This is a genomic window from Aquimarina pacifica, assembly GCF_000520955.1.
In the GTDB taxonomy this organism is placed as follows: Bacteria; Bacteroidota; Bacteroidia; order Flavobacteriales; family Flavobacteriaceae; genus Aquimarina; species Aquimarina pacifica.
The window spans coordinates 41,427-63,617 of record NZ_JACC01000015.1 but is presented as its reverse complement, the minus strand read 5'-3'; the positions used below and the strand labels follow the sequence as shown (position 1 = coordinate 63,617).

The window sequence follows — 22,191 nt, the reverse complement described above, 5'->3', positions numbered from 1 at the left end:
TAATATAATTGATTATATAAGATTTTAATAATTTTAGAACTGAAAAACTTTACCATCATCCGCCACCTCTACTTGATCAAAAACTGTTTTGGCTTCATCCTTAAACAACTTTATATTATCATACCTGGTCGAATAATGCCCAAGAATAAGAGTTCCCACATTTGCTTTTTTTGCAATAGTCGCCGCTTCAATTGCAGAGCTATGTCCTGTTTTTTGACAAAGATGTTTATGGCTTTCTAGAAATGTAGATTCGTGATACAAAACAGTAACATTATTGATTTGACTCACTTTTTCCTCATCATACTTTGTATCACTACAGTAAGCATAACTTTGTACGGGCTTAGGAGGACCCGTAAGCTCTTTATTAGGAACAATAGTGCCATCATCTAAGACAACATCTTTTCCCTTTTTTATAGAGCGATAATAGGCCTTATCTATATTATACCTTAAAACCTTATTAATTAACAGTTTTCTATCCCCAGGTTTTTCTTGAAATAAAAAACCATTACAATATATCCTGTGTTGCAACGGTATTGTAGTGACACATATAGTATCGTCTTCATAAACAACCTCAGAATCAGAACTTGTGAGTTCATGAAAGTGAATTAAATAATCGGTCCAAGAATTAGAAAGTTTTAACTGTAATGTAATGGCTTCTTTTATTCCTTTGGGACCATGAATATGAAGTGGAACATCTCTATTAAGTAAATTAAAAGTAGATACTAAACCAATTAGCCCAAAAAAATGATCGCCATGCAAATGAGAAATAAATATATGCTTGATGCGAGAAAATCTTATTTTATTCCTTCTCAACTCTACTTGAGTACCTTCTCCGCAATCAATTAAAAAAATATGATTGTTTATTTCTAATACTTGTGAAGTTGGGTTGGTAAATGTTCTGGGAGTTGCAGAATAGCAACCCAAAATTGTAAGTTTCAATTTTTCTTATCTTTATTTGACAGATGACACCCACCCGTTGTAATTATATATTTTTTTAATTTTCGAATGAATTAAATTGAGTTAACAGGGAAATATATCCTTTTACAGTAAGATCTCTCCTATATCCGGTCGCTCCCATAACTTGTCCCTCCTGATTGAGCACCAAAATAACCGGAAACCTCCATTTCTTATTATATCTATTCGCTAATGCCTCATTTTTCTTTTGTTGAATCTCTGAGAGCTTATTCTTTTTTCTACGCGGAAAATCAGCTTTTACCCAAATAAAATTTTGTTCTGCATAAGATAAAAACTCATCCGAGGATAAAATATTTTTCTCTAACTTAATACAAGGAGGACACCAATCAGATCCTGTAAAGAGCAAAACTATATTTTTTTCATTTTTTTGAGCTAATAAGACAGCTTCTTCAAAATCATATTTCCAATCTTGAGCTACAGCGGTATAGCAAAAAAATATTGAAAGAATAACTTGGACTAATAGTACTTTTGGGTTCATAATAAGTTAAGACGAAAAATAGCACTAATCCTTACACACATTCATCATAATTTAGAATCCCAGATCCCTTTCGATCTCTTCCATTTCTACTAAGTCATATGCCTCTTGCAATGTGGGCACAATACTTATACTATCAGGAACCTCTTCATAAGAAACCTTATTTGTTACAATTACAAAAGAATGATTTTCTGCTTTATGTTTGTTTGATATTCTAAGAAATTCATTGACATCGGCAACAGAAATTTGTTTCAGTGAAAACAAATTAATAATGATATTATCATTTTTTAGAGATTCATATTTCTTTTCTAGTTTTTCTACAAATTGAATTATTGTAGTTTTTTCTTGTGTAATTATAGTTGTAGTACCCTCTTTATTAAAAATCATATGTTATCGTTTAATTTTTGAAGCTAAAAGATATATCACAGCCATTCTTACTGCTACCCCATTCTGTACCTGATCCAATATAATGGCTTGTTTAGAATCAGCCACATCACTTGTGATTTCTACTCCACGATTGATGGGTCCGGGGTGCATTATTACGATCTCTTTATCAAGACTATCCAATAATTTTTTATTTACTCCATACTGCTGGGTGTATTCTCTGGTAGAAGGAAAATAACTAATCTCCATTCTCTCATTTTGTACACGCAACATATTTGCTATATCACACCAATTTAATGCTTTTTTTAGATCTGTCTCTACCTTTACACCTAATTTATGTATATACCTAGGAATTAAAGTTTTAGGACCACAAACTGTAACCTCTGCTCCCTGCAGTTTTAGCGCAAAGATATTCGACAGTGCTACTCTTGAATGCAAAATATCACCTACAATAACTACTTTTTTTCCTGCGACTTCTCCTAATCGCTCTCGTATCGAATAAGAATCTAATAATGCCTGAGTAGGATGTTCATGCGCTCCATCACCAGCATTAATAATCTTAGCATCTACATGTTTTGATAAAAACACACCAGAACCTGGATTAGGGTGTCTCATCACAACCATATCTACTTTCATCGAAAGAATATTATTGACTGTATCTATAAGGGTTTCTCCTTTTTTTACTGATGATGATGCCGCAGAAAAATTAATCACGTCTGCCGAAAGCCTTTTCTCTGCCAACTCAAAAGACAGTCTTGTTCTTGTACTATTTTCAAAAAAAAGATTAGCAATAGTAATATCCCTTAGCGACGGAACTTTCTTGATAGGACGATTAATGACTTCTTTAAAGTGATCGGCCGTTTCAAATATTAAATTAATATCATTTTCATTTAGATATTTTATTCCTAGTAAGTGGTCAACACTTAATTCGCTCATTTTTTAAGTTTAGTTTAAAATTTTACTACTTGGCTTACATAATTAAATAAACATCATTACTCACCAACAAGATATACAGCATCCTGACCTCCATTTTCAACCCAATCAACTTTTACCTTTTCTTGGTTTATAGCATCAACCTGACGGCCTCTATAATTTGGTTGTATTGGTAAATGCCTACTAAATCTTCTATCGATCAAAGCTAATAACTCTATCTCTTGAGGCCTCCCAAAAGACTGAACAGCAGTCAATGCTGCTCTTATACTTCTTCCGGTATAAAGGACATCATCAATAAAAACAATTCTTTTATCTTCTACTACAAAATCGATATTTGTTTTATTCGCCTCAAGAATTTTTTCTCCTCTTCTAAAATCGTCTCGATAAAATGTAATATCTAGATGCCCCATTTTTATATCCAATAGCTGATAATCTTCGACCAAAATTTTCTTAATACGATCTGCCAAAAAAACACCTCTTGGCTGAATTCCAATTAAAACAGTATCTCTAAAATGTGTATGATTTTCGATTAATTGACAAGCCAAACGATGCAGAATTATATCTATCTCTTTTGCACTAAGTAGTAATTTTTGACTCATAATCTCCAAAATAGATCTTTGGAGTACAAAAGTAATGAAATTTTAGGATTATTGCACTACCTCTTTTAAACATAAAAAGTACTGTAATAAAAAAAAGACCGCTCAGTTGAGCGGTCTTTTCTATATCAAAAAAAGTACAAAGAATTACTTCTCTCCTTTTTCCATTTTAGCTTTAAGATCAGCTAATACATCAAGATCACCAAGCGTTGATTTCTCAGACGCATTTGTACTTGCTGCTTTCTTAGCTGCTTGTTTTACGATCTTAGCTTCTTCCTCTTTAAATAGTGCTGTATGTGATGCAACTACTCTTTTGAATTCTTTATTGAACTCAATAATTTGGAATTCTGCTTCATCACCTTTTTTAAGCTTACTTCCGTCTTCTTTCTCAAGATGACGTGAAGGAATAAAGGCAACAATATCTTCGTTAAAATCTATAGTAGCACCTTTGTCTACGATCTCTCCGATAGCTGCAGTATGCTTAGTTCCTACACCAAATTCAGTTTCATATTTATCCCAAGGATTATCCTCTGTCTGTTTATGACCAAGACTTAATTTACGTCCTTCTACATCTAACTCAAGAACAATAACATCTAATGTATCTCCTACGTTAGTAAAATCAGAAGGATGCTTAATTTTCTTAGTCCAAGAAAGATCAGAAATATAAATAAGACCATCAATACCTTCTTCTAACTCAACGAATACTCCAAAGTTAGTAAAGTTACGAACGATACCATTATGCTTAGAACCAACAGGGTATTTGGTAGTGATATCAGTCCATGGATCTGGAGTCAACTGCTTAATACCTAGAGACATTTTACGCTCTTCTCTATCTAAAGTAAGAATTACTGCTTCTACTTGATCTCCTACTTTTACGAAATCTTGTGCAGAACGCAAGTGTGTTGACCAAGACATTTCAGAAACGTGAATTAATCCTTCTACTCCTTCTTCAACTTCTATAAATGCACCGTAATCAGCAATTACTACTACTTTACCTTTTACTTTGTCACCTACCTTAAGTTCTTTATCAAGAGCTTCCCACGGATGTGGTTTTAACTGCTTAAGACCTAACTGTATACGTGTTTTAGCCTCATCAAAGTCAAGGATTACAACGTTTAATTTCTGATCTAGTTCAACAATCTCATTAGGATGGTTAATTCTAGACCAAGATAAGTCAGTAATATGTACTAATCCATCAACTCCTCCAAGATCAACAAATACACCATAAGAAGTAACATTCTTAACAGTACCTTCTAACACTTGACCTTTTTCTAGCTGACCAATGATTTCTTTTTTCTGTTCTTCAATATCGGCTTCGATAAGTGCTTTATGAGAAACAACAACGTTTTTGAATTCATGGTTAATTTTCACAACCTTAAATTCCATTGTTTTACCTACATAAGCATCATAATCACGAATTGGCTTCACATCAATTTGAGAACCTGGTAAGAATGCCTCGATACCGAAAACATCAACAATCATTCCTCCTTTAGTTCTACATTTTACAAAACCATTTACGATTTCACCTGTATCATGAGCACCATTTACACGATCCCATGCTTTGATAACACGTGCTTTACGGTGAGATAGAATTAACTGACCTGTAGCATCTTCGCGTACATCAATTAACACCTCTACCTTATCTCCTACTTTAAGATCTGGGTTGTAACGAAATTCGTTTAATGAAATAACCCCTTCACTTTTTGCATTGATATCAATGATTGCATCACGATCTGTAAGATTAATTACAGTACCGTCGACAACTTCATCATTAAGCGTATCTACAAAGTTTTCTGCTACTAACTTCTCAAATTCCTCAAGTTTAGAATCTTCGATAGGATCAATACCCTCTTCGTAGTTGTGCCAGTTAAATTCTTTTAAAAATTGTTCAGGATTTGCTTGTTGTGGAGCTTCTGCAACTGCTGGAGTCTCTACTTCCTGAACATCTGTGTTTTTTGTTTCTTCAGACATTGAAGATAAAATTTGTATCCTGTATATTATTGAGAATCAAGATGAAAACTATACAGAAGTATTAATTAAAGTTAAAATTACACCCTTTTCAATTCTCTTATTCACTGAAAAGGAGTGCAAAAATACAATTTAATTTATTAGAAAACAAAAGATTAGAGACTTACTATATTCGTTCTAAAATTTAATTATCTCGAACTCACTTCTTCTATTCGTTTGATGCTCTTCTTCGGTACAAACTTTATTACCACAATCAATTATCGGTTGCGATTCTCCGTACCCCTCAAATTTCATTCTTCTGGCATTCACATATCCTACAAGAGCTAGGTAATTACGTGTAGATTCAGCCCTCTTCGACGATAGAACCTGATTATACGTGTCCGTTCCTCTACTATCTGTATGAGAACTAATTTTGAGATATACAGTATTATATCGTTCTAACTTAGTTGCTAACTTATCAAGTACCTTTTTTGAATCAGACCTTATGTTCCACTTATTATAATCAAAGTAAATTGGCGGCATATCAAAATAGAGTTTTCCATTTTTCTCAATCACAGGTGGCCCATCCTTATCTGCGAGCAGCAACTCTCTAAGTTTAGTTTTACTTACTTCTTCTTTTTTGGTACTTGTATTGATTGTCGTAATCTTAGTACTATCTGCAGATTTGTTATTTGTAACGGCTATGCGATCATCGACTTTCTTCTTTTCTAAATAAACAACATACACCTCTTCCTCATTTTCATTTACCAACAAAGGTTTTGTTCTTGTTCTATACCCCTCTGCAGACGCTTTGAAATTATACCTACCAGGAAAAACCTTAAGATCAAAACTCGCTATAGAATCTAACTGGCTCTCGTATACAATTTCGTTATCATTATTAAATAAAACTGCATCTGAATTAGGAATGTACGATTCTGTAGCGTAATCTTTCACTTCAAAACGAGCTCTATATTCCTTTGGAAAAATTTCTCCGATCTGAGAAAAGAAATAAATATCATCACTTTTATCTTTTCTATTTGAAGCAAAAAAACCATCTTTCTCATTATGATACACCAAAGAAAAATCATCATAACTAGAATTAATAGGTACACCAAGATTAATTGGATCAGAAAGCTTTCCTTCTTTTAATTCTGAAACAAAAATATCCATCATACCAAGCCCTAAATGACCATTTGACGAAAAAAACAAGTGTCCTTTTTCTGAAATAAAGGGGAATTGTTCTCTGTTTTCTGTATTAATTTTTGAACCAAGATTTTTAGGTGCTCCGTAGGTGCCATCTTCATTAACATCGGCAACATAAATATCAAAGCCACCATAACCACCTGGCATATTAGAACTAAAATACAACTTTGTTCCATCTGCACTCAAAGACGGGTGTTCAGTAGAATAATTTATATTGTTAAAAGGCAATTTCTCTGGTGCTCCCCATTCACCATCGACTTTACTAGCCTTATATATGTGAATTGGATTATTATTAATACTATCAAATCTGTTTTTCTTTTTTTCAGAATTACTTTTTGATAAATATATTGTATTACCATCTGCAGAAAAACAAAAATTACCTTCATGCAATTTTGAATTAATTGCATTAGAGAATGTTTCTAATTCAGAAATAGGTTTATTGTTTTTATCTACCACTACCTTATATATATCTAAAAAAGGACGGTGTGTCCATTTATAATTTTTGTTAAGAACTCCGTGCGGATACTTATCGGTCACAAAATAAACAGTACTGTCGATTTTAACAGCTCCGAACTCGGATGCATCAGAATTAAAAAGAGTATGTTCGACTCGATAATCATTTTCTTTAAGTCTAAAATTCTCAATAACTCCAACAGCATCTTGTTTATTAAAATCTAACCCATTTCCTTTTTTATACTTTGCCAAATAAATGACAGATTTATCATATTCTCCCAATGCAGATAACACTTGAGCAGCCATAAAATTATATGAGTTATCATATTCTTTATCTCTTTCATAAAACTTACCCGAGGTAAGTCTTTTTAGATACTTGTACGCTTTTCTAAACTGAAATGTATTGTAGTAAGACGTTGAGATATTCTCTAAAATATGCTTAGAGTACCCTTCTTGATTCAGTTCTTGTTCATATTGTACAACAGCATTAATATAATCCCCTTTTTCAAAAAAACGATCTGCTCTACTTTTTTTCTGTGCAAAAGCGAATTGACTAATCAATAATGTTATTGCAAATACTATAAATATTTTAGTCTTTATCATCTAGAAAAATCTTGGTGAAGCGTATTTATTACTTAGGTTAAGTAAATCAAAATTAAACAGCATTACAACTTCATGGCTACCATTATTATAACCGCTAAGCTCACTAACACTAAAATCATAGGAGTACCCAATCTTAAGATTTGGAGTTATATTAAAACCTGCCAAAGCTATAAAAGAGTCTGCATATCTATAAGAAACCCCTAACTCGAACCTATCATATATCAATGAGTTAACAGACAAATCAAATGTCAAGGGAGAATCCACAACTTGCTTTATTACCATTGATGGTTTTAAACGTACTTCATCTAAAAAATCAAACACATACCCTGCAATGGCATATAAATGTGTCTTTGTTTGTGCAACCCCTATACCGTCTATTTCTGTCTCACTTGGCAATAAGTTAGGCGAAGAAATTCCTGCATAAAAATCACTAGTATACAAATATAAACCCGCCCCAACATTTAATTGGGTTGTCGACGTATTATCTGCAAATGCGGGATCAGATGCTACATCAGATGAAGAGGAATCTAGTCTAAAACTATTAATACCCGTTTTTATACCAAATGAAATATTGGTTTGATCAGAAATTTTTGCTGCATATGCAAAATCAACATTAACATAATCATTATTAACAGCAATTGCATCCCCTATTTGATCATTAACATAGTTAAGACTTATTTCAATTTTTTCACTCAACGGGATGTTTGCAAATACATTTGCTGTCTGAGGAGATCCCTCAATACCAGTCCATTGTTTTCTATAGAGCAAACCAGTAGAGATCAACCCTTGTTGACCCGTAACATAACCAGGGTTAACAGTACTCATATTATACATATATTGTGAGTATTGAGGCTCTTGCTGGGCATGAATTATCGTGCAGAATACTACAGAAATTAAAAAAAATAACTTGAAATTCATTGATTTATCGGCTTAGGTAAAAACTTCCTTGTATTGGTAGGTTATTCTCAAAGTTCGGATTAAAAATATAGAAATAAGTACCCGAAGGAAGATCGTCTCCAAGTCTCAAGGACACATTACTCTCTCCTCTAAACTCCTCTGTATTAATATTTGCATCATATACAAGACTACCATATCTATTGTATATTTTAAGGTCAAAATCCGGGAATGCTTCTGGAATATTAAAAAGATCGTCAATCTGTAGTGCAAAACTATCGTTCTGATTATCTCCATTTGGTGAAACACCATCCTGAAAATCCATTGTACACAAATCCCCATTAGAAAACCGCTCTCCGGTATTCAATATCTTAATCAAAACTTCAACCCGTTCTGATTCGCAATTATTAGCATCGACTGATGCTATGTAATAAATCTGATTATTAAGTAGTATCGGGTTATCAATTATTGGGTTTTCACTTTCTAATTGATCATACCAATTATAATTTAACACATCTACTTCTATATCTTCTAATCGCTTTGCATCAAGGATACAAAATTCTTGTTCTGGCAAGACAGGCGAAGGTATATCAACAATCTGAACAGCAACTAACAAAGAAGATTCATCACAAGGCAGTGCATTTGACACTACATACCTGAAAGTATAAATTTCATTAGTCAATGTTTCAAATTCTAAAACTCCTTCTTCATTTAAAGCGCCAGTATCATCAGTATCCTCAAAAAAACCTGTTCTTACTGTGTCTCTATCTAGAAGTGAATACAAGTTCACACGACCATCTATTTTACAAAAAGTCTCATTTACATCTTCCCCTATTTCTATCGGGTCGACAATGCTTACGGTTACTGTGGCATCATCAATAGAAGTACAACCAGAATTACCAGGAACAGTATACGTATAGGTTCCTGAACCAATTATCGGCAAAAGCTCATCTGTTGCATCAAAAACTCCTAAATGATCCGTTGATTCATATGCAAAAGGACCTGTCCATAAACCTGTAGTGTCTGGATCACCTCCCAAAAGATCAAAAAGAGTTACTGTTAAATCATCAGAACATAATGTAACACTTGCATCTTCTCCAGCATAAACCTCCTTATTAATAGTAAAAGTCAAATCTGCACTATCGACACAACCATTTACCGTACTAGTTGAATACGTAAAAGTAAAGGTCTGCTCTGTATCACTATCAGGAAAAATAAATACATTATCAATTATAGCACCCCCAGAATCTGTCCACACACCCGTGGTTGCAATAGGAAATGCACCATTTGGCAATAACAAACTCCTAAGATCTACCTGACCATCTATTTCACATAAATTAATCCCCTCTGTATCTATTCCTGCAGAATCAAAACCAACAACCTCAATTGTTACAAGCCCTGTTTCTACTGCACACGGATGTTCGCAATAGAAAAAATCACCTGGAGAATCAAACGGATTACATAATATCTCACCTTCCTGACAGTTAATTTTGGGACTTACAGCATACTCAAAAACATATGTACCTGGGATTTGATAGAAAGTATTTATTGCTCCCAAATGGAAATCATCAGGAATTACATTAGGAGGTATCGGATAATAGCTTTCGAGAGTTTGTAGACCCAGATCAGAAGGCCCGCTAACCAATCGCCAGTTCACATATTTTTCATCAGTATATACAAAATCAGTTATTCCTTCTGTAGTAAACTCAAGCAAGCTAAATAAATTGAAATCCCCTGGAGATTCATTCGCGCAAATAATTGGTGGTGCAACTGTCTGACTAAATGGTCTTAACTGTTCATAAAAAGAAATATTAACACTTGTAGTATCATTTAAGCAAACTCCTGACCTTTGTTCGACCGAATAGAAAAACTCAAACGACTCACAACCAAACCTAAGATTATTTCCACCATCAATAACATTATCATATAATTCTTTTATATTGATATTTGAGTCAGAGGCATTTGACAATTGCCCTGTTGGATCAAGTTCATATAACCAAATCCCCTCACTATCTTCTCCTTGTAAATATAAATCATCTCGTAAATCTATATCTGTATCATAAAGTCCCGCTTGTATATCATTTTCACAAATATCAGTTCCTGATCCACCTCCCGCAGATACTTGTCTAACCATCGCTATTCTTACCGTAGTTTCTCTACTAGCATCACAAGGGCCTAATCCAGGAACAGTATAGGTAAACTCAAACACTTCCTGATCTACTCTAGGAAGTCCTTCCTGATATGGGATACTTGCATAAAATGTAGATTCTAATCCATCTTTTTCTTCTCCGAATCCCAGAAAATTAGGGCTTGAACCGTTATAGCTCCATGTACCATTTTGATGAGGGGGTGGTATTTGATCATCTTGCAGAAATGCCGTAAACAAATCAAAACCTTCTGCATCACATCCTGACGCATTCACATTAAGAGTACCTGTTCTCGGCAATGCCACTCCCGAAAATGCACCAAGGTTTAGTGTGGCCGTCCTAACTGGGTCTGTACCACAAACAGCAGTATTTAATAATTCAAAACTATAATCATTAGCTGTGGCTATGGTAGTTGAATTTTGCAATGCCCACAAAGACATGTCTCCTGTACTTTCGTCAAAAGCAATGGCATAGTTTGGTGCAATTTCCCAAACCCCATCGGCAACCGTAGTCCCTGTAAGGTCATAAATATTAATAATCCCATCTGGGTTACCACTAACATCACCGTCGCCATCAACAGTTTCCATATAGCACTCATTAATATCAATATGACCTAGATTACATTGAGAGTGTGTTAGTTGACAAAAAAATAAAAGAACCGGTAAAAAGAGTAATTTTATGTCTATATGTTTCAAAATTGGTTTATTTAAAGGAGCAAATATAGAATATTTTGTTAATAAATCAATGTTTTGTCGATGAAATCAGCTTTTAACCGATAGTTTAGATAAACATTATTAAGTTCTTGACTTTAAAACTCCTACAATATCTTCTAATTTAAAACCTTTTGCCTGTAATAGAATTAGGTAATGAAATAAAAGATCAGCACTTTCATTCAAAAACAACTCATCATTATCGTCTTTTGCCTCTATTACAACTTCTACAGCTTCTTCCCCCACTTTTTGAGCAATCTTATTAATACCTTTCCTGAATAGAGAAGCTACATAAGATTTTTCATCAACTTGATTTTCTTTTCTGTTGGTTATAACAGTTTCTAATTCTGACAAAAAACCAAAAGTTGTTTTATTATCCTCGTCCCAGCATGTATCCGAACCTTTATGACATGTAGGACCTACAGGATTAACAGTAACCAGAAGGGTATCTTGGTCGCAATCATTCTTGATATCTACAAGATTCAAAAAATTACCACTTTCTTCTCCCTTGGTCCAAATTCTATTTTTCGTTCTACTAAAAAAAGTAACTTTCTTAGTTTCTAAAGTTTTTGAATATGCTTCTTCATTCATGTACCCTAACATAAGTACATTCTTTGTGGATACATCCTGAATTATTGCAGGGACCAATCCGTCACTATTCTTATTAAAATCTATTTTCATATTTACTTTATAATTTTGTTTAGATCCACTTATAAATCTATTTTTTCAATTTATTACCTCGTTTCCTTTAGCAACGTAAAAAAGTACTATTTTTTAGAGTTTGAATATCTCTAATTACATTATTTTAAGATTAAACCTTCTAAGAGGAAAATAAACTAAATTATCATTTATTGTTAGTGTTATTTTAGTACAAAATGTTACCTATACATCTTCGATTTCAAAAAATTACAATTGAATTTCATTAAAAAATCAATATATGTTAAGTTCTCATCACTACTTTATGTCTTAATTTATAATCGTACAAGAATATCATTATTTCTCAACTCTTGCTTTAATGCCTTAATTTCGATCTCCTTAAAATGAAATACACTCGCCGCAAGTGCTGCGTCAGATTGCCCATCTCTGAAAGTATCGACAAAATGCTGAATATTACCTGCACCACCAGAAGCAATTATAGGAATAGTAAGCGTTGTACTTAGCCTGTTAAGTGCCTCATTAGCAAAACCATCCTTAGTACCATCATGATCCATTGAAGTAAAAAGAATTTCTCCTGCACCACGTTCTTCAACTTCCTTAGCCCAATCAAACAAATTGAGTTCTGTAGGCACCTTTCCGCCTACCAAATGAACTATCCATTCACCATCAATTTGTTTAGCGTCGATTGCAACCGTAATACACTGAGAACCAAATTTACCCGCCAAATCATTAATCAATTGAGGGTTTTTGACAGCCGACGAATTTACAGAAACTTTATCAGCTCCATTTTGCAAGAGAATATCTACATCTTCGATTGATGATATGCCACCCCCGACTGTAAAAGGAATATTTACTTTTTCTGCCACATTAAGTACTAAATTAGCAAGTGTTTTGCGACGCTCTTCTGTCGCTGAGATATCAAGAAACACTAACTCATCAGCTCCAGCTTCTGAATAGATTTGCGCCAATTCTACGGGATCACCTGCATCTCTTAGGTCAACAAAATTAACTCCCTTTACTGTTCTACCATTTTTGATATCCAAACACGGTATAATCCTTTTTGTTAACATTCTTTATTTTTTTTATTCAAATTTATCCCATCATAAAAACCTAGACTTTTATGATTTTTTAATTGCTTCGTCCAAAATGCGATTTGCCCCGTATGATAGGAATAATGCTCTGTAACATGAATTGCTATTCCTATACCTGAAAAGGTAAACCCTTGCACCTCTCTCTTTCTTAATAGTTCTGAGGCTGCACAACTTTTCAAAACTCTTTTTGCCGTTTCAACCGTATCAATGAGTTTGTCTAATAAATCTTTTTTAGAAAACCCTTCTGTAGCATCAAACTCTTGATCACGTACTCTTGTATCTTCTGAATTTCCTAGTGAAGAGATTGCATATTGTCGTATATTTCCACAAAGATGCAGTACCAAATTACCAACACTATTAGATAAATCATTACTTCGCTTCCAAATATCATCATCCGACAAATGGTCAAAACTTAGTGTAACCATGCGAGTACTCTCATCTAATCGATATATAATCTGTTCTATAAATTCTTCGACAATCTCCTTTTCCATTTCTAATTATTTTTCGAGAATGTACTTTTCTAATTGCTTAAGACTAATTCTGTTTTCATAAATAGCCTTACCTATAATAGTGCCTTCACAACCTATTTCGGCTAGTTTAGGCAATTCATCAAATGTTGAAATACCACCTGAAGCTATTAATTTTATCTCTCGTGTTATATTATTGTCGTCTGCAATAACTTTGCCTTGCGCAATTATTTTCTTATATAAATCGAATGAAGGCCCCTGTAACATCCCATCTTTACTAATATCTGTACAAATGACATAAGAAATTCCTTTTTCCAAATACTCTTTTATAAATGGAATCAATTCTTTATCACTCTCTTCTTGCCAGCCACTAACAGCAATTTTCTCATTATTTGCATCTGCTCCCAAAATAATCTTGTCAGCTCCAAAATTCTGTAACCATGAACCGAATGTATCTGGATCTTTAACAGCAATACTACCTCCTGTAATTTGATGGGCTCCATTATCAAAAGCAATTTTAAGATCTTCATCTGTTTTAAGACCTCCTCCAAAATCAATTTTCAGACTTGTCTTAGATGCTATTTGATCTAAAACCTTATGGTTTACAATATGTTTTGATTTTGCACCATCTAAGTCTACCAAATGTAAATATTCGATACCATGTGCTTCGAACTGTTTTGCTACTTCTAAAGGACTCTCATTGTATATTTTCTTTGTATCATAATCTCCTTTAGACAGTCTAACACACTTACCATCTATGATATCTATTGCTGGTATTATTCTCATTACTTCTCTTTGTATTGTATAATTAGTGTCATTTAATATACTTGGGTATATTTTTTATATTTCTAAAAAGTTCCTTAGAATTCGTTCCCCAGTTAGACTACTCTTTTCTGGGTGAAATTGTGTGCCATAAAAATTATCTTTATGCAAAGCAGTGGTATATTGCAGTCCATAGGTAGATGTCGCAATAGTATCTTTTGTTATGGGAGCATAAAAACTATGCACTAGATAGATATACTCATTTTGAGTCACTCCTTCAAAAAGTGGTGAATCAAGTCCTTCGATTTGGTTCCATCCTATTTGTGGTACTTTTACACCATGATTAAAACGTACAACATTGACATCAAAAATACCTAAACCTTTGGTATCGCCTTCTTCTGTATAGTTACACATAAGTTGCATGCCTAGGCATATTCCTAAAACCGGTTGTTTAAGTTTAGGAATTAACATATCTAACCCCGAATTTTTAAGTTTTTTCATCGCACTACTCGCCTCTCCTACTCCAGGAAATATTACTTTGTCAGCATTTTTAATTTCTTCTGGATCATCGCTTAAAACCGCTTCATACCCTAATCTTTGAATAGCAAATTTTATTGATTGGATATTACCTGCACCATAATTAACAATTACTATTTTCATAATTTCATCATTCTGGTTCAGAACTAAATATCTAGAATCGAACCTTATATTTTGTATTTATTTCAAAAATCGAAAAGAAAAAGTTAAAGCATTCCTTTTGTGCTTGGCAAAATCATTTTCTCAGGATCTCGTTTTACCGCTACTTTTATCGCCTTTGCGAATGCTTTAAATATTGCTTCAATTTTATGATGTTCATTGTCTCCTTCTGCCTTTACATTAAGATTTGCTTTGGCCCCATCTGTAAAAGATTTAAAGAAATGGAGAAACATTTCTGTAGGCATTTTCCCTATCATTTCTCTTTTAAATTCTGCCTCCCAAACTAACCAATTACGACCACCAAAATCAATTGCTACTTGGGCAAGGCAGTCATCCATTGGCAAACAGAACCCATAACGTTCTATTCCTAATTTACCTCCTAATGCTTCACTAAACACTTCTCCTAATGCAATTGCAGTATCCTCTATCGTATGATGTTCATCTACCTCAAGGTCGCCTTTCACACTTATTTCTAAATCCATTTGTCCGTGACGAGAAATTTGATCTAGCATATGATCAAAAAAGTCTATCCCCGTATTTATAGTACTCTTACCTGTTCCATCTAGATTAAGTTTAATATAAATATCCGTTTCATTTGTTTTTCTAGAGATTTCAGCAACACGATCTTCTAATTTTAAGAACTCATAAATTTTCTGCCAATCATTATTTTCTAGTGCTATATACGTATCAAGTTCATCTCTTTTTATTGTTATCTCATCTGTTCCCAAATTAGTATCATCATTAATAAAGATGCCCTTAGCTCCCAAATTTTTTGCTAGCTCCATATCTGTTAAACGATCACCTATTACAAAAGAATTAGCTAAATCATATTCTTCAGAAAAATATCCTGTTAATAATCCTGTTCCGGGTTTTCTTGTGTCAGCATTCTCATGAGGAAAGGTTCTATCAAGAAATACCTTATCAAAAACAACACCTTCGTTTTCGAAAGATTTTAGAATAAAATTATGAACAGGCCAAAAAGTGTCTTCTGGAAAAACATCTGTACCCAGACCATCTTGATTAGTAATCATAACTAATTCGTAATCTAGTTCTTGTGCTATTTTCCCTAAATATGTGAATGCTTTCGGGTAAAAAATCATTTTCTCGAATGCATCTATTTGTTCGTCAACCGTTTCTTTAATAATCGTTCCATCACGATCTATGAATAATACTTTCTTTTTCATCTTATTATTTACTCTCGATAGTACGAGAATTTTTAATTAAACTCTTTGTATTAGCACTACTTAATTAATAATAAATCCACAATCAATAAACTAAGCAACACTAAAAAAAGACTACAATTTCTTCAATGTTTCTATCAATACTTTATTCTCTTCTTTGGTACCTATAGTAAAACGCAAGGTATTCTCACATAATGGTTGTGTACCTCTATTACGAATAACAATACCTTTTTCTAACAACTCTCGATATCGTAGATCTGCATTATCTACTTTTACCAAAATAAAATTAGCATCGCTTGGATATACTTTTAATACAAAAGGAATATCTTTTAATACAGCTGCCAAAAGATTTCTTTCCAAAAGTATATCTGACACTTCTTTTGTTACTTGATCATTATTTAACACTCTAGTCAATGCCCTCTTTTGCGTTAGTTCATTAACGTTATAAGGCGGTTTTATTCTATTAAGAATCTCTATAATCTCTTTTGAGGCATAGCATAACCCTAATCGAATACCTGCTAATCCATACGCCTTGGACAACGTTTGTGTAATAATCAAATTTGGAAACTCATCTAGTCTTTTTATCCAGCTTTCTTTATCAGAAAAGTCTATATATGCTTCATCAATTACCACCAATCCCTTGAAATTTTCTAAAATAGTCACAATGCGATCTTCAGAAAAAGAGTTTCCGGTTGGATTATTAGGAGAACATAAAAAGATAATTTTAGTATTACCATCAGTACTCTCAAGAATTTTAGAAACATCAGGTTCAAAAGTATGATCTAAAAAAACTTGACGTTCTTCTACGTTATTTATATTAGCTAGTACCTTGTACATGCCATAGGTCGGAGGCAATGTTATAATATTATCTACTTTGGGTTCGCAAAAAGCTCTAAAAAGTAAATCCAGAACTTCATCACTTCCGTTCCCTAATAAGATTTGATTTAACAGCACCTCTTTTTGCTGCACTAAAACTGCTTTAAGAGAACGTTGTTGTGGATCTGGATATCTATTGACTCCGTTATCAAACGGGTTTTCATTTGCATCGAGAAAAATCATTTTTGACCCATCAGAAACATACTCATCTCTAGCAGAAGAATAGGGTGTTAAACTTCTTACATTCTCACGAACCAAATTATTAAAATCGAAGGTTAAATTATTCATTTTCTTTGCACTTATTTTAAACTCTCCAATCGCAAGGTCACAGCATTCTTATGAGCCTGAAGACCCTCTGCTTCTGCCATCAACTCTATTGCCGGTCCTATATTTTGAATCCCTTTCTTTGAAATTTTCTGAAATGTCATTGATTTCATAAAACTATCTAAATTAACCCCACTATATTGCTTTGCATATCCATTTGTAGGTAGTGTATGGTTTGTTCCTGATGCGTAGTCTCCTGCACTCTCTGGAGTATAATCTCCAATAAACACAGAACCCGCATTCGCAATATTATCTATATAAAAATCTTCATCTTGGGCACAAACAATAAAATGTTCGGGACCATATTCATTGATCAATTCTATAGCCTGATCACTATTTTCTACATAAATTAATTTCGAATTCGCAATTGCTGCTTCTGCAATTTTTTTTCTAGGTAAGATGGTTAGTTGTTTTTCTACTTCTTTTTCTACTGCATCCAACATTGATTTAGAAGTTGACACCAAAATCACCTGACTATCAACCCCATGCTCTGCCTGACTCAATAAATCTGAAGCCACAAAAGATGGGTTAGCACTATCATCAGTAACTACTAATAATTCACTTGGACCTGCTGGCATATCAATAGAAACCCCAAACTTAGTTGCTAATTGTTTTGCCACAGTAACAAACTGATTACCGGGACCAAATATTTTATACACTTGAGGTATCGATTTTGTACCGAACGTCATTCCTGCAATTGCCTGAATCCCTCCCACTTTACAGATAGTGGTCACCCCACATAAATCTGCAGCATACAAAATAGCTGGATTGATCTTACCCTCATTATCAGGAGGAGAACACAACACTATTTCTTTACAACCTGCTAAATTTGCAGGAACAGTTAACATCAAAATTGTAGAAAATAAAGGTGCTGTTCCACCTGGTATATACAACCCAATTTTTTGAATCGGTCTTTTCTCTTGCCAACACCTAACTCCATCAACTGTTTCTACCGAAACTTTATCTGTCTTTTGCGCTGCATGAAATGATTCAATATTTTGTTTTGCCAACATAATGGCTTGTTTAAGGTCTTCGTTTATTGAAGTAACAGCTTCATTTATCTCCTCTTTAGTTACTAAAATATCTACCAAATTGACCTTATCAAACTTCTCAGTATACTTCTTTACAGCTATATCACCGCTAGCGCTAACTTCGTTAAAAATATTCAATACGATTTGTTCGATATCTGCCACGGTTTGAGTTGGTCTTCTTAAAACCTCTGACCACTCACCTTTATTCGGATTATATATTTTTTTCATAATTCCTAAATCCTTTCTTCACTTACATAACCATTTTCTCGATTGGGCAAACCAAAATACCTTCAGCTCCTTGTGCTTTTAGCTCATCTAGAATATCCCAAAACCTATTTTTTTCTACTACTGTATGAATAGAGCTCCAACCATCCTGAGCCAACGGAAGTACTGTTGGACTTCGCATTCCTGGCAATATCTTAACTATATTTTCTATTTTGTCATTGGGCGCATTCAGCAAAACGTACTTCGAATTTCTAGCTTTGAGAACAGAATTAATTCTAAATCTCAACTTTTCTAGTAGTTTTTTGTTGTCTTCAGATATTTTTGGTGAAACAGCGAGTACGGCCTCAGAAGTTAGCATTACTTCTACTTCTTTAAGGTTGTTTTTAAATAATGTACTACCACTCGAAACAATATCACAAATAGCATCAGCCAACCCTATATTTGGTGCAATTTCTACAGATCCTGATATTTGGTGTAATTCAGCTGAAATTCCTTTTTTTGACAAATAGTCTTTAACAGTATTAGGGTAAGACGTTGCAATTCTTTTTCCATCAAGATCTTGAATAGAATTATACTCAAAATTCTTGGGTACTGCCAGCGATACTTTGCACTTAGAGAAATTAAGTCGTTCTACGATAGATATGTCTTTACCTTTTTCTATTAACACATTTTCCCCAATAATTGCGATATCAACTACTCCATCTCTTAGATATTGAGGAATGTCTCCGTTACGCAAAAACATTACCTCCATGGGGAAATTACGAGTCTCCGCCTTCAATTGATCCTTTCCGTTATCAATTGATATACCACAATCTTTTAATATTCTGACCGAATCCTCATTGAGACGACCACTTTTCTGAATAGCTATTTTAATTTTTGACATTGTTTCGTTTTATTATGTCTGACCAATTCAAATCCAAGTTATATTGAAATAAAAAAACCCGTCTGAACTGCTCAAACGGGTTTTTATTAGTTATTATATTATGTTATACACATACCAAACCTACCACGCCTGAGCGAATATGTAAGAATGATGATGATGTATTATTATTGTATTCATTTGTTTCTATAATTATTTCGCGAATTTATAAAAAATAATTTTTTCTGAAACGCATTTCAACTTATTTTTTTGCGATTAGTCTTATTTTGACACATAAATAATAGAATTTAAAGCACTTAATAGGTAGATATTAAACATTTTTATAACTTTAAGTTACTAACACTAATCATTATTCTATGAAAAACTTAATCTCATTTCTTATTTTTTTATTATTTGCCTGGTTAGGAATATGGTGGTATTATTCCTGTGATTGGTGTAAAAAAGAGGTCAATAAAGACTCTATTATAGTTCAGGATAAAACAGATCCCGAAGCCGAAGCCTTAGCAAAAAAAGCATATGATGATAGTATCATGGCTGTAAAACTTGCCAACGGATTGTTCGCTAAGGATCATCTAGGTGAGGACGTTTTTAGGTATCCTGACAACTTAAGAATTAATAATGCAGATGGAAACGTGTTTATCCCAGAGGCTATATCTGATTTCAGTACAAAGGTTGCTGAGTATTTAGGAACACATCAGGACCAAGAAATTCTTATTCTTGGCTATGAAAACGCGCCTGAAACTAAAAACCCGGATAGCCTGGGAATCTCTAGAGCTGAGTACATTAAAAATATTCTGGTTAATGCCGGTATCAATGCTGATCGTATTGTAACCAAAAGTACCTTAGAAGAGTATTCATATGACACTGAAGGTATCTATTATGGAGGTATAGGTCTTAAATTTAACATTTTAGACGAATCTAGGTTAGTAGAAGTAGAAAAAAGCATCGCCAATAGAACGCTCTATTCTAATTTCGGAGAAAAAACCTTTAAGCCGGATGCAACTTTATCTAACTACTCTCTTGAGTTAAAAAATTATCTCCAAAAATATCCTGAAAAATCAGTCCGAATTATTGGGCATACTGATGATGTTGGCTCTACCGAATCTAACCTTTGGTATGGGCAAGAAAGAGCTAATAACGTGAAGACCTATTTAATCTCTCAGGGGATTGATAAGACAAGGTTGCAAGCCACATCTCAAGGCGAATCAAATCCAGTAGTTCCTAATACGACTGAAGAAAATAAAGCAAAAAACAGAAGAATAGAAATAAAAGTAAACTAAATAAATAACTATTATGTTAGATTTTTTAAACGAAGTAAATTGGTGGTGTCTATTATTATTACTTGCCCTTGCATTTCTTTTAGGGTGGTTTTTATCAAGATGGGCACTAAAAAATAAATATAAAGCAGAGTTGGATGAATGCGAAAGAAAAAATGCTATTCTAAAAAGTGCAAATTACGAAAAAGCAAATTCTACTTTTTCAAATAAAACCAAAGAAGAGGCATCTAATCCAGATGATCAATCAATTAAAGCCATTAAGACAAGAGAACATGGTGGCGTTCCTGCAACTAATGATGTCAATACGCCAAGTCCCACCCTAAATTTCGAAAGTTTTGGAAAAGCTGATGAATCGCAGAAAGATGACTTAAAACTTATTAGCGGTGTAGGTCCTTTTATAGAAAAGAAGCTTAATAGTATTGGTATTTACACATTTGATCAAATTAGTAAATTCAACAAAGAAGATATTGATACAGTAACAGAACTTATTCAGTTCTTCCCTGGAAGAATTGAACGAGATAACTGGAAAGATCAAGCCGAAAAACTTAAAAATAAATAGTAAATCACACTAACCATTTACTATTTTTATTAGCCTCTGTAATACTATTACAGAGGCTTTTTTTACGATCTGTAAACAATTATAAAATGAACAAAAGACTAACCTTATATATTAAGTAATAGATTCTCAGGATACAGTTAGAAATTTTATTTAAAAGAATTATTCAAATATTATCATGCAAAAAGCATTGCATTTTTTTCAAATTTTGAACTTAGAATATTACCCGCAACTAAGCAATATTAACAAAAATTTAAGAGCCTCACTTACATAACAAAACATTTGTGACGTTATATTCGAGAATTCAATATTAAACCTATTTTTACTATGACAAAACGTATTTTAATTATTGTAATTTTAATTGTTAGCTCTTTTACTACAATGCAGTCCCAAGAAATAGCTAAAAATGCTATAGGATTGAGACTTGGAGATAATGATGGATTTGGCGCAGAAGTTTCTTACCAAAGAGGATTAGGTAATAATAACCGATTAGAATTAGACTTAGGATGGAGAGACTGGGATTATGCAACTGCTATAAAATTAGCAGGGATATACCAATGGGTCTTTAATCTAGATAAAGGATTAAATTGGTATGTTGGACCCGGAGGAGGTGTTGGATTTGTTGATTATGACAATGACTTACCTGGCGATAATAATGGAGATAGTTATTTCTTTATTGGTGGTGATATTGGTATAGAATATGATTTTGATATTCCACTACTTCTTTCTATCGATATTCGACCAGAAATTGGTTTCGGAGATTTTAATGATGATTTAGACCTTGATATAGCATTAGGTATACGTTATCAATTCTAGAAAAGAAAAAATTTTAATACTATAAAATTGTT

Annotated in this window: 21 protein-coding genes; 3 read left to right on the top strand and 18 right to left on the bottom strand. The window is 33.3% G+C overall.

All coding sequences use genetic code 11. The features are described 5' to 3' along the window. Window positions 1-33 precede the first annotated feature (33 nt). The 18 genes from DZ60_RS0110750 to hisG all read right to left on the bottom strand — a co-directional run bounded on the left by DZ60_RS0110750 (window position 34) and on the right by hisG (window position 19,513). Window positions 34-939, bottom strand: a complete 906-nt coding sequence (locus DZ60_RS0110750) for a ribonuclease Z (protein ID WP_025742081.1) — start codon at window positions 937-939, stop codon at window positions 34-36. Between the two features lie 55 nt (window positions 940-994). Beyond that, entirely contained in the window at window positions 995-1,453 is a 459-nt protein-coding gene (locus DZ60_RS0110745; RefSeq protein WP_025742080.1) for a thioredoxin family protein, read from the bottom strand. Between the two features lie 51 nt (window positions 1,454-1,504). Beyond that, window positions 1,505-1,837, bottom strand: a complete 333-nt coding sequence (locus DZ60_RS0110740; protein ID WP_025742079.1) for a hypothetical protein — start codon at window positions 1,835-1,837, stop codon at window positions 1,505-1,507. A 3-nt stretch (window positions 1,838-1,840) separates the two neighbouring features. Next, window positions 1,841-2,770, bottom strand: a complete 930-nt coding sequence (locus DZ60_RS0110735) for an aspartate carbamoyltransferase catalytic subunit (protein WP_025742078.1) — start codon at window positions 2,768-2,770, stop codon at window positions 1,841-1,843. A gap of 56 nt (window positions 2,771-2,826) precedes the next feature. Beyond that, complete coding sequence (gene pyrR / locus DZ60_RS0110730; RefSeq protein WP_025742077.1) at window positions 2,827-3,366, bottom strand: bifunctional pyr operon transcriptional regulator/uracil phosphoribosyltransferase PyrR; 540 nt, start codon at window positions 3,364-3,366, stop codon at window positions 2,827-2,829. Window positions 3,367-3,510: 144 nt separating this feature from the next. Continuing rightward, window positions 3,511-5,334 carry a 30S ribosomal protein S1 gene (rpsA, locus tag DZ60_RS0110725; RefSeq protein ID WP_025742076.1) on the bottom strand — a complete coding sequence of 608 codons (1,824 nt, stop codon included), beginning with the start codon at window positions 5,332-5,334 and terminating at the stop codon, window positions 3,511-3,513. A gap of 174 nt (window positions 5,335-5,508) precedes the next feature. Then, entirely contained in the window at window positions 5,509-7,569 is a 2,061-nt protein-coding gene (locus DZ60_RS0110720) for an OmpA family protein (RefSeq protein ID WP_025742075.1), read from the bottom strand. Beyond that, window positions 7,570-8,487, bottom strand: coding sequence for a PorP/SprF family type IX secretion system membrane protein (locus tag DZ60_RS0110715; RefSeq protein ID WP_025742074.1), 918 nt, complete (start codon window positions 8,485-8,487; stop codon window positions 7,570-7,572). A 4-nt stretch (window positions 8,488-8,491) separates the two neighbouring features. Next, on the bottom strand, window positions 8,492-11,197 hold the full coding sequence (locus tag DZ60_RS0110710) for a gliding motility-associated C-terminal domain-containing protein (protein ID WP_025742073.1): 2,706 nt from the start codon (window positions 11,195-11,197) through the stop codon (window positions 8,492-8,494). 207 nt (window positions 11,198-11,404) lie between these two features. After that, window positions 11,405-12,034 carry a bifunctional phosphoribosyl-AMP cyclohydrolase/phosphoribosyl-ATP diphosphatase HisIE gene (gene hisIE, locus DZ60_RS0110705; protein WP_262482382.1) on the bottom strand — a complete coding sequence of 210 codons (630 nt, stop codon included), beginning with the start codon at window positions 12,032-12,034 and terminating at the stop codon, window positions 11,405-11,407. 257 nt (window positions 12,035-12,291) lie between these two features. Beyond that, window positions 12,292-13,047, bottom strand: a complete 756-nt coding sequence (hisF, locus tag DZ60_RS0110700; RefSeq protein WP_025742071.1) for an imidazole glycerol phosphate synthase subunit HisF — start codon at window positions 13,045-13,047, stop codon at window positions 12,292-12,294. Continuing rightward, complete coding sequence (locus DZ60_RS0110695; protein ID WP_025742070.1) at window positions 13,041-13,559, bottom strand: DinB family protein; 519 nt, start codon at window positions 13,557-13,559, stop codon at window positions 13,041-13,043. Before DZ60_RS0110695 ends, hisF begins: the two co-directional genes overlap by 7 nt. Before the next feature lie 6 nt (window positions 13,560-13,565). Further along, a complete protein-coding gene (hisA, locus tag DZ60_RS0110690; RefSeq protein ID WP_025742069.1) occupies window positions 13,566-14,321 on the bottom strand; it encodes a 1-(5-phosphoribosyl)-5-[(5-phosphoribosylamino)methylideneamino]imidazole-4-carboxamide isomerase in 756 nt (251 codons plus the stop codon). Window positions 14,322-14,375: 54 nt separating this feature from the next. Beyond that, a complete protein-coding gene (gene hisH, locus DZ60_RS0110685; protein ID WP_025742068.1) occupies window positions 14,376-14,957 on the bottom strand; it encodes an imidazole glycerol phosphate synthase subunit HisH in 582 nt (193 codons plus the stop codon). Between the two features lie 83 nt (window positions 14,958-15,040). After that, a complete protein-coding gene (gene hisB / locus DZ60_RS0110680; RefSeq protein ID WP_025742067.1) occupies window positions 15,041-16,177 on the bottom strand; it encodes a bifunctional histidinol-phosphatase/imidazoleglycerol-phosphate dehydratase HisB in 1,137 nt (378 codons plus the stop codon). A 111-nt stretch (window positions 16,178-16,288) separates the two neighbouring features. After that, window positions 16,289-17,338: a histidinol-phosphate transaminase gene (gene hisC, locus DZ60_RS0110675; RefSeq protein ID WP_025742066.1), complete on the bottom strand. Its 1,050-nt coding sequence runs from the start codon at window positions 17,336-17,338 to the stop codon at window positions 16,289-16,291. Between the two features lie 11 nt (window positions 17,339-17,349). After that, the gene (gene hisD / locus DZ60_RS0110670; RefSeq protein ID WP_025742065.1) at window positions 17,350-18,633 is read right to left on the bottom strand and encodes a histidinol dehydrogenase; all 1,284 of its coding nucleotides are present in this window, start codon (window positions 18,631-18,633) and stop codon (window positions 17,350-17,352) included. A 22-nt stretch (window positions 18,634-18,655) separates the two neighbouring features. Then, window positions 18,656-19,513, bottom strand: a complete 858-nt coding sequence (hisG, locus tag DZ60_RS0110665; protein ID WP_025742064.1) for an ATP phosphoribosyltransferase — start codon at window positions 19,511-19,513, stop codon at window positions 18,656-18,658. Window positions 19,514-19,866: 353 nt separating this feature from the next. Here hisG and DZ60_RS0110660 point away from each other — a divergent pair, with 353 nt between their 5' ends. From DZ60_RS0110660 to DZ60_RS0110650, 3 genes are all read left to right on the top strand, one after another. After that, on the top strand, window positions 19,867-20,790 hold the full coding sequence (locus DZ60_RS0110660) for an OmpA family protein (RefSeq protein ID WP_025742063.1): 924 nt from the start codon (window positions 19,867-19,869) through the stop codon (window positions 20,788-20,790). Window positions 20,791-20,803: 13 nt separating this feature from the next. After that, window positions 20,804-21,346 (top strand): hypothetical protein, encoded by a 543-nt coding sequence (locus tag DZ60_RS0110655; protein ID WP_025742062.1) that lies wholly within the window; start codon window positions 20,804-20,806, stop codon window positions 21,344-21,346. Between the two features lie 324 nt (window positions 21,347-21,670). Then, window positions 21,671-22,159: a hypothetical protein gene (locus DZ60_RS0110650; RefSeq protein WP_025742061.1), complete on the top strand. Its 489-nt coding sequence runs from the start codon at window positions 21,671-21,673 to the stop codon at window positions 22,157-22,159. The last annotated feature ends 32 nt before the right edge of the window (window positions 22,160-22,191 follow it).

Bases quoted from the DNA above. Each gene is read 5' to 3' on its own strand.
- DZ60_RS0110745 (WP_025742080.1), bottom strand. From the start codon at position 1,453: ATGAACCCAAAAGTACTATTAGTCCAAGTTATTCTTTCAATATTTTTT.
- DZ60_RS0110740 (WP_025742079.1), bottom strand. From the start codon at position 1,837: ATGATTTTTAATAAAGAGGGTACTACAACTATAATTACACAAGAAAAA.
- DZ60_RS0110735 (WP_025742078.1), bottom strand. From the start codon at position 2,770: ATGAGCGAATTAAGTGTTGACCACTTACTAGGAATAAAATATCTAAAT.
- pyrR (WP_025742077.1), bottom strand. From the start codon at position 3,366: ATGAGTCAAAAATTACTACTTAGTGCAAAAGAGATAGATATAATTCTG.
- rpsA (WP_025742076.1), bottom strand. From the start codon at position 5,334: ATGTCTGAAGAAACAAAAAACACAGATGTTCAGGAAGTAGAGACTCCA.
- DZ60_RS0110720 (WP_025742075.1), bottom strand. From the start codon at position 7,569: ATGATAAAGACTAAAATATTTATAGTATTTGCAATAACATTATTGATT.
- DZ60_RS0110715 (WP_025742074.1), bottom strand. From the start codon at position 8,487: ATGAATTTCAAGTTATTTTTTTTAATTTCTGTAGTATTCTGCACGATA.
- DZ60_RS0110710 (WP_025742073.1), bottom strand. From the start codon at position 11,197: ATGGAAACTGTTGATGGCGACGGTGATGTTAGTGGTAACCCAGATGGG.
- hisF (WP_025742071.1), bottom strand. From the start codon at position 13,047: ATGTTAACAAAAAGGATTATACCGTGTTTGGATATCAAAAATGGTAGA.
- DZ60_RS0110695 (WP_025742070.1), bottom strand. From the start codon at position 13,559: ATGGAAAAGGAGATTGTCGAAGAATTTATAGAACAGATTATATATCGA.
- hisA (WP_025742069.1), bottom strand. From the start codon at position 14,321: ATGAGAATAATACCAGCAATAGATATCATAGATGGTAAGTGTGTTAGA.
- hisH (WP_025742068.1), bottom strand. From the start codon at position 14,957: ATGAAAATAGTAATTGTTAATTATGGTGCAGGTAATATCCAATCAATA.
- hisB (WP_025742067.1), bottom strand. From the start codon at position 16,177: ATGAAAAAGAAAGTATTATTCATAGATCGTGATGGAACGATTATTAAA.
- hisC (WP_025742066.1), bottom strand. From the start codon at position 17,338: ATGAATAATTTAACCTTCGATTTTAATAATTTGGTTCGTGAGAATGTA.
- hisD (WP_025742065.1), bottom strand. From the start codon at position 18,633: ATGAAAAAAATATATAATCCGAATAAAGGTGAGTGGTCAGAGGTTTTA.
- hisG (WP_025742064.1), bottom strand. From the start codon at position 19,513: ATGTCAAAAATTAAAATAGCTATTCAGAAAAGTGGTCGTCTCAATGAG.
- DZ60_RS0110660 (WP_025742063.1), top strand. From the start codon at position 19,867: ATGAAAAACTTAATCTCATTTCTTATTTTTTTATTATTTGCCTGGTTA.
- DZ60_RS0110655 (WP_025742062.1), top strand. From the start codon at position 20,804: ATGTTAGATTTTTTAAACGAAGTAAATTGGTGGTGTCTATTATTATTA.
- DZ60_RS0110650 (WP_025742061.1), top strand. From the start codon at position 21,671: ATGACAAAACGTATTTTAATTATTGTAATTTTAATTGTTAGCTCTTTT.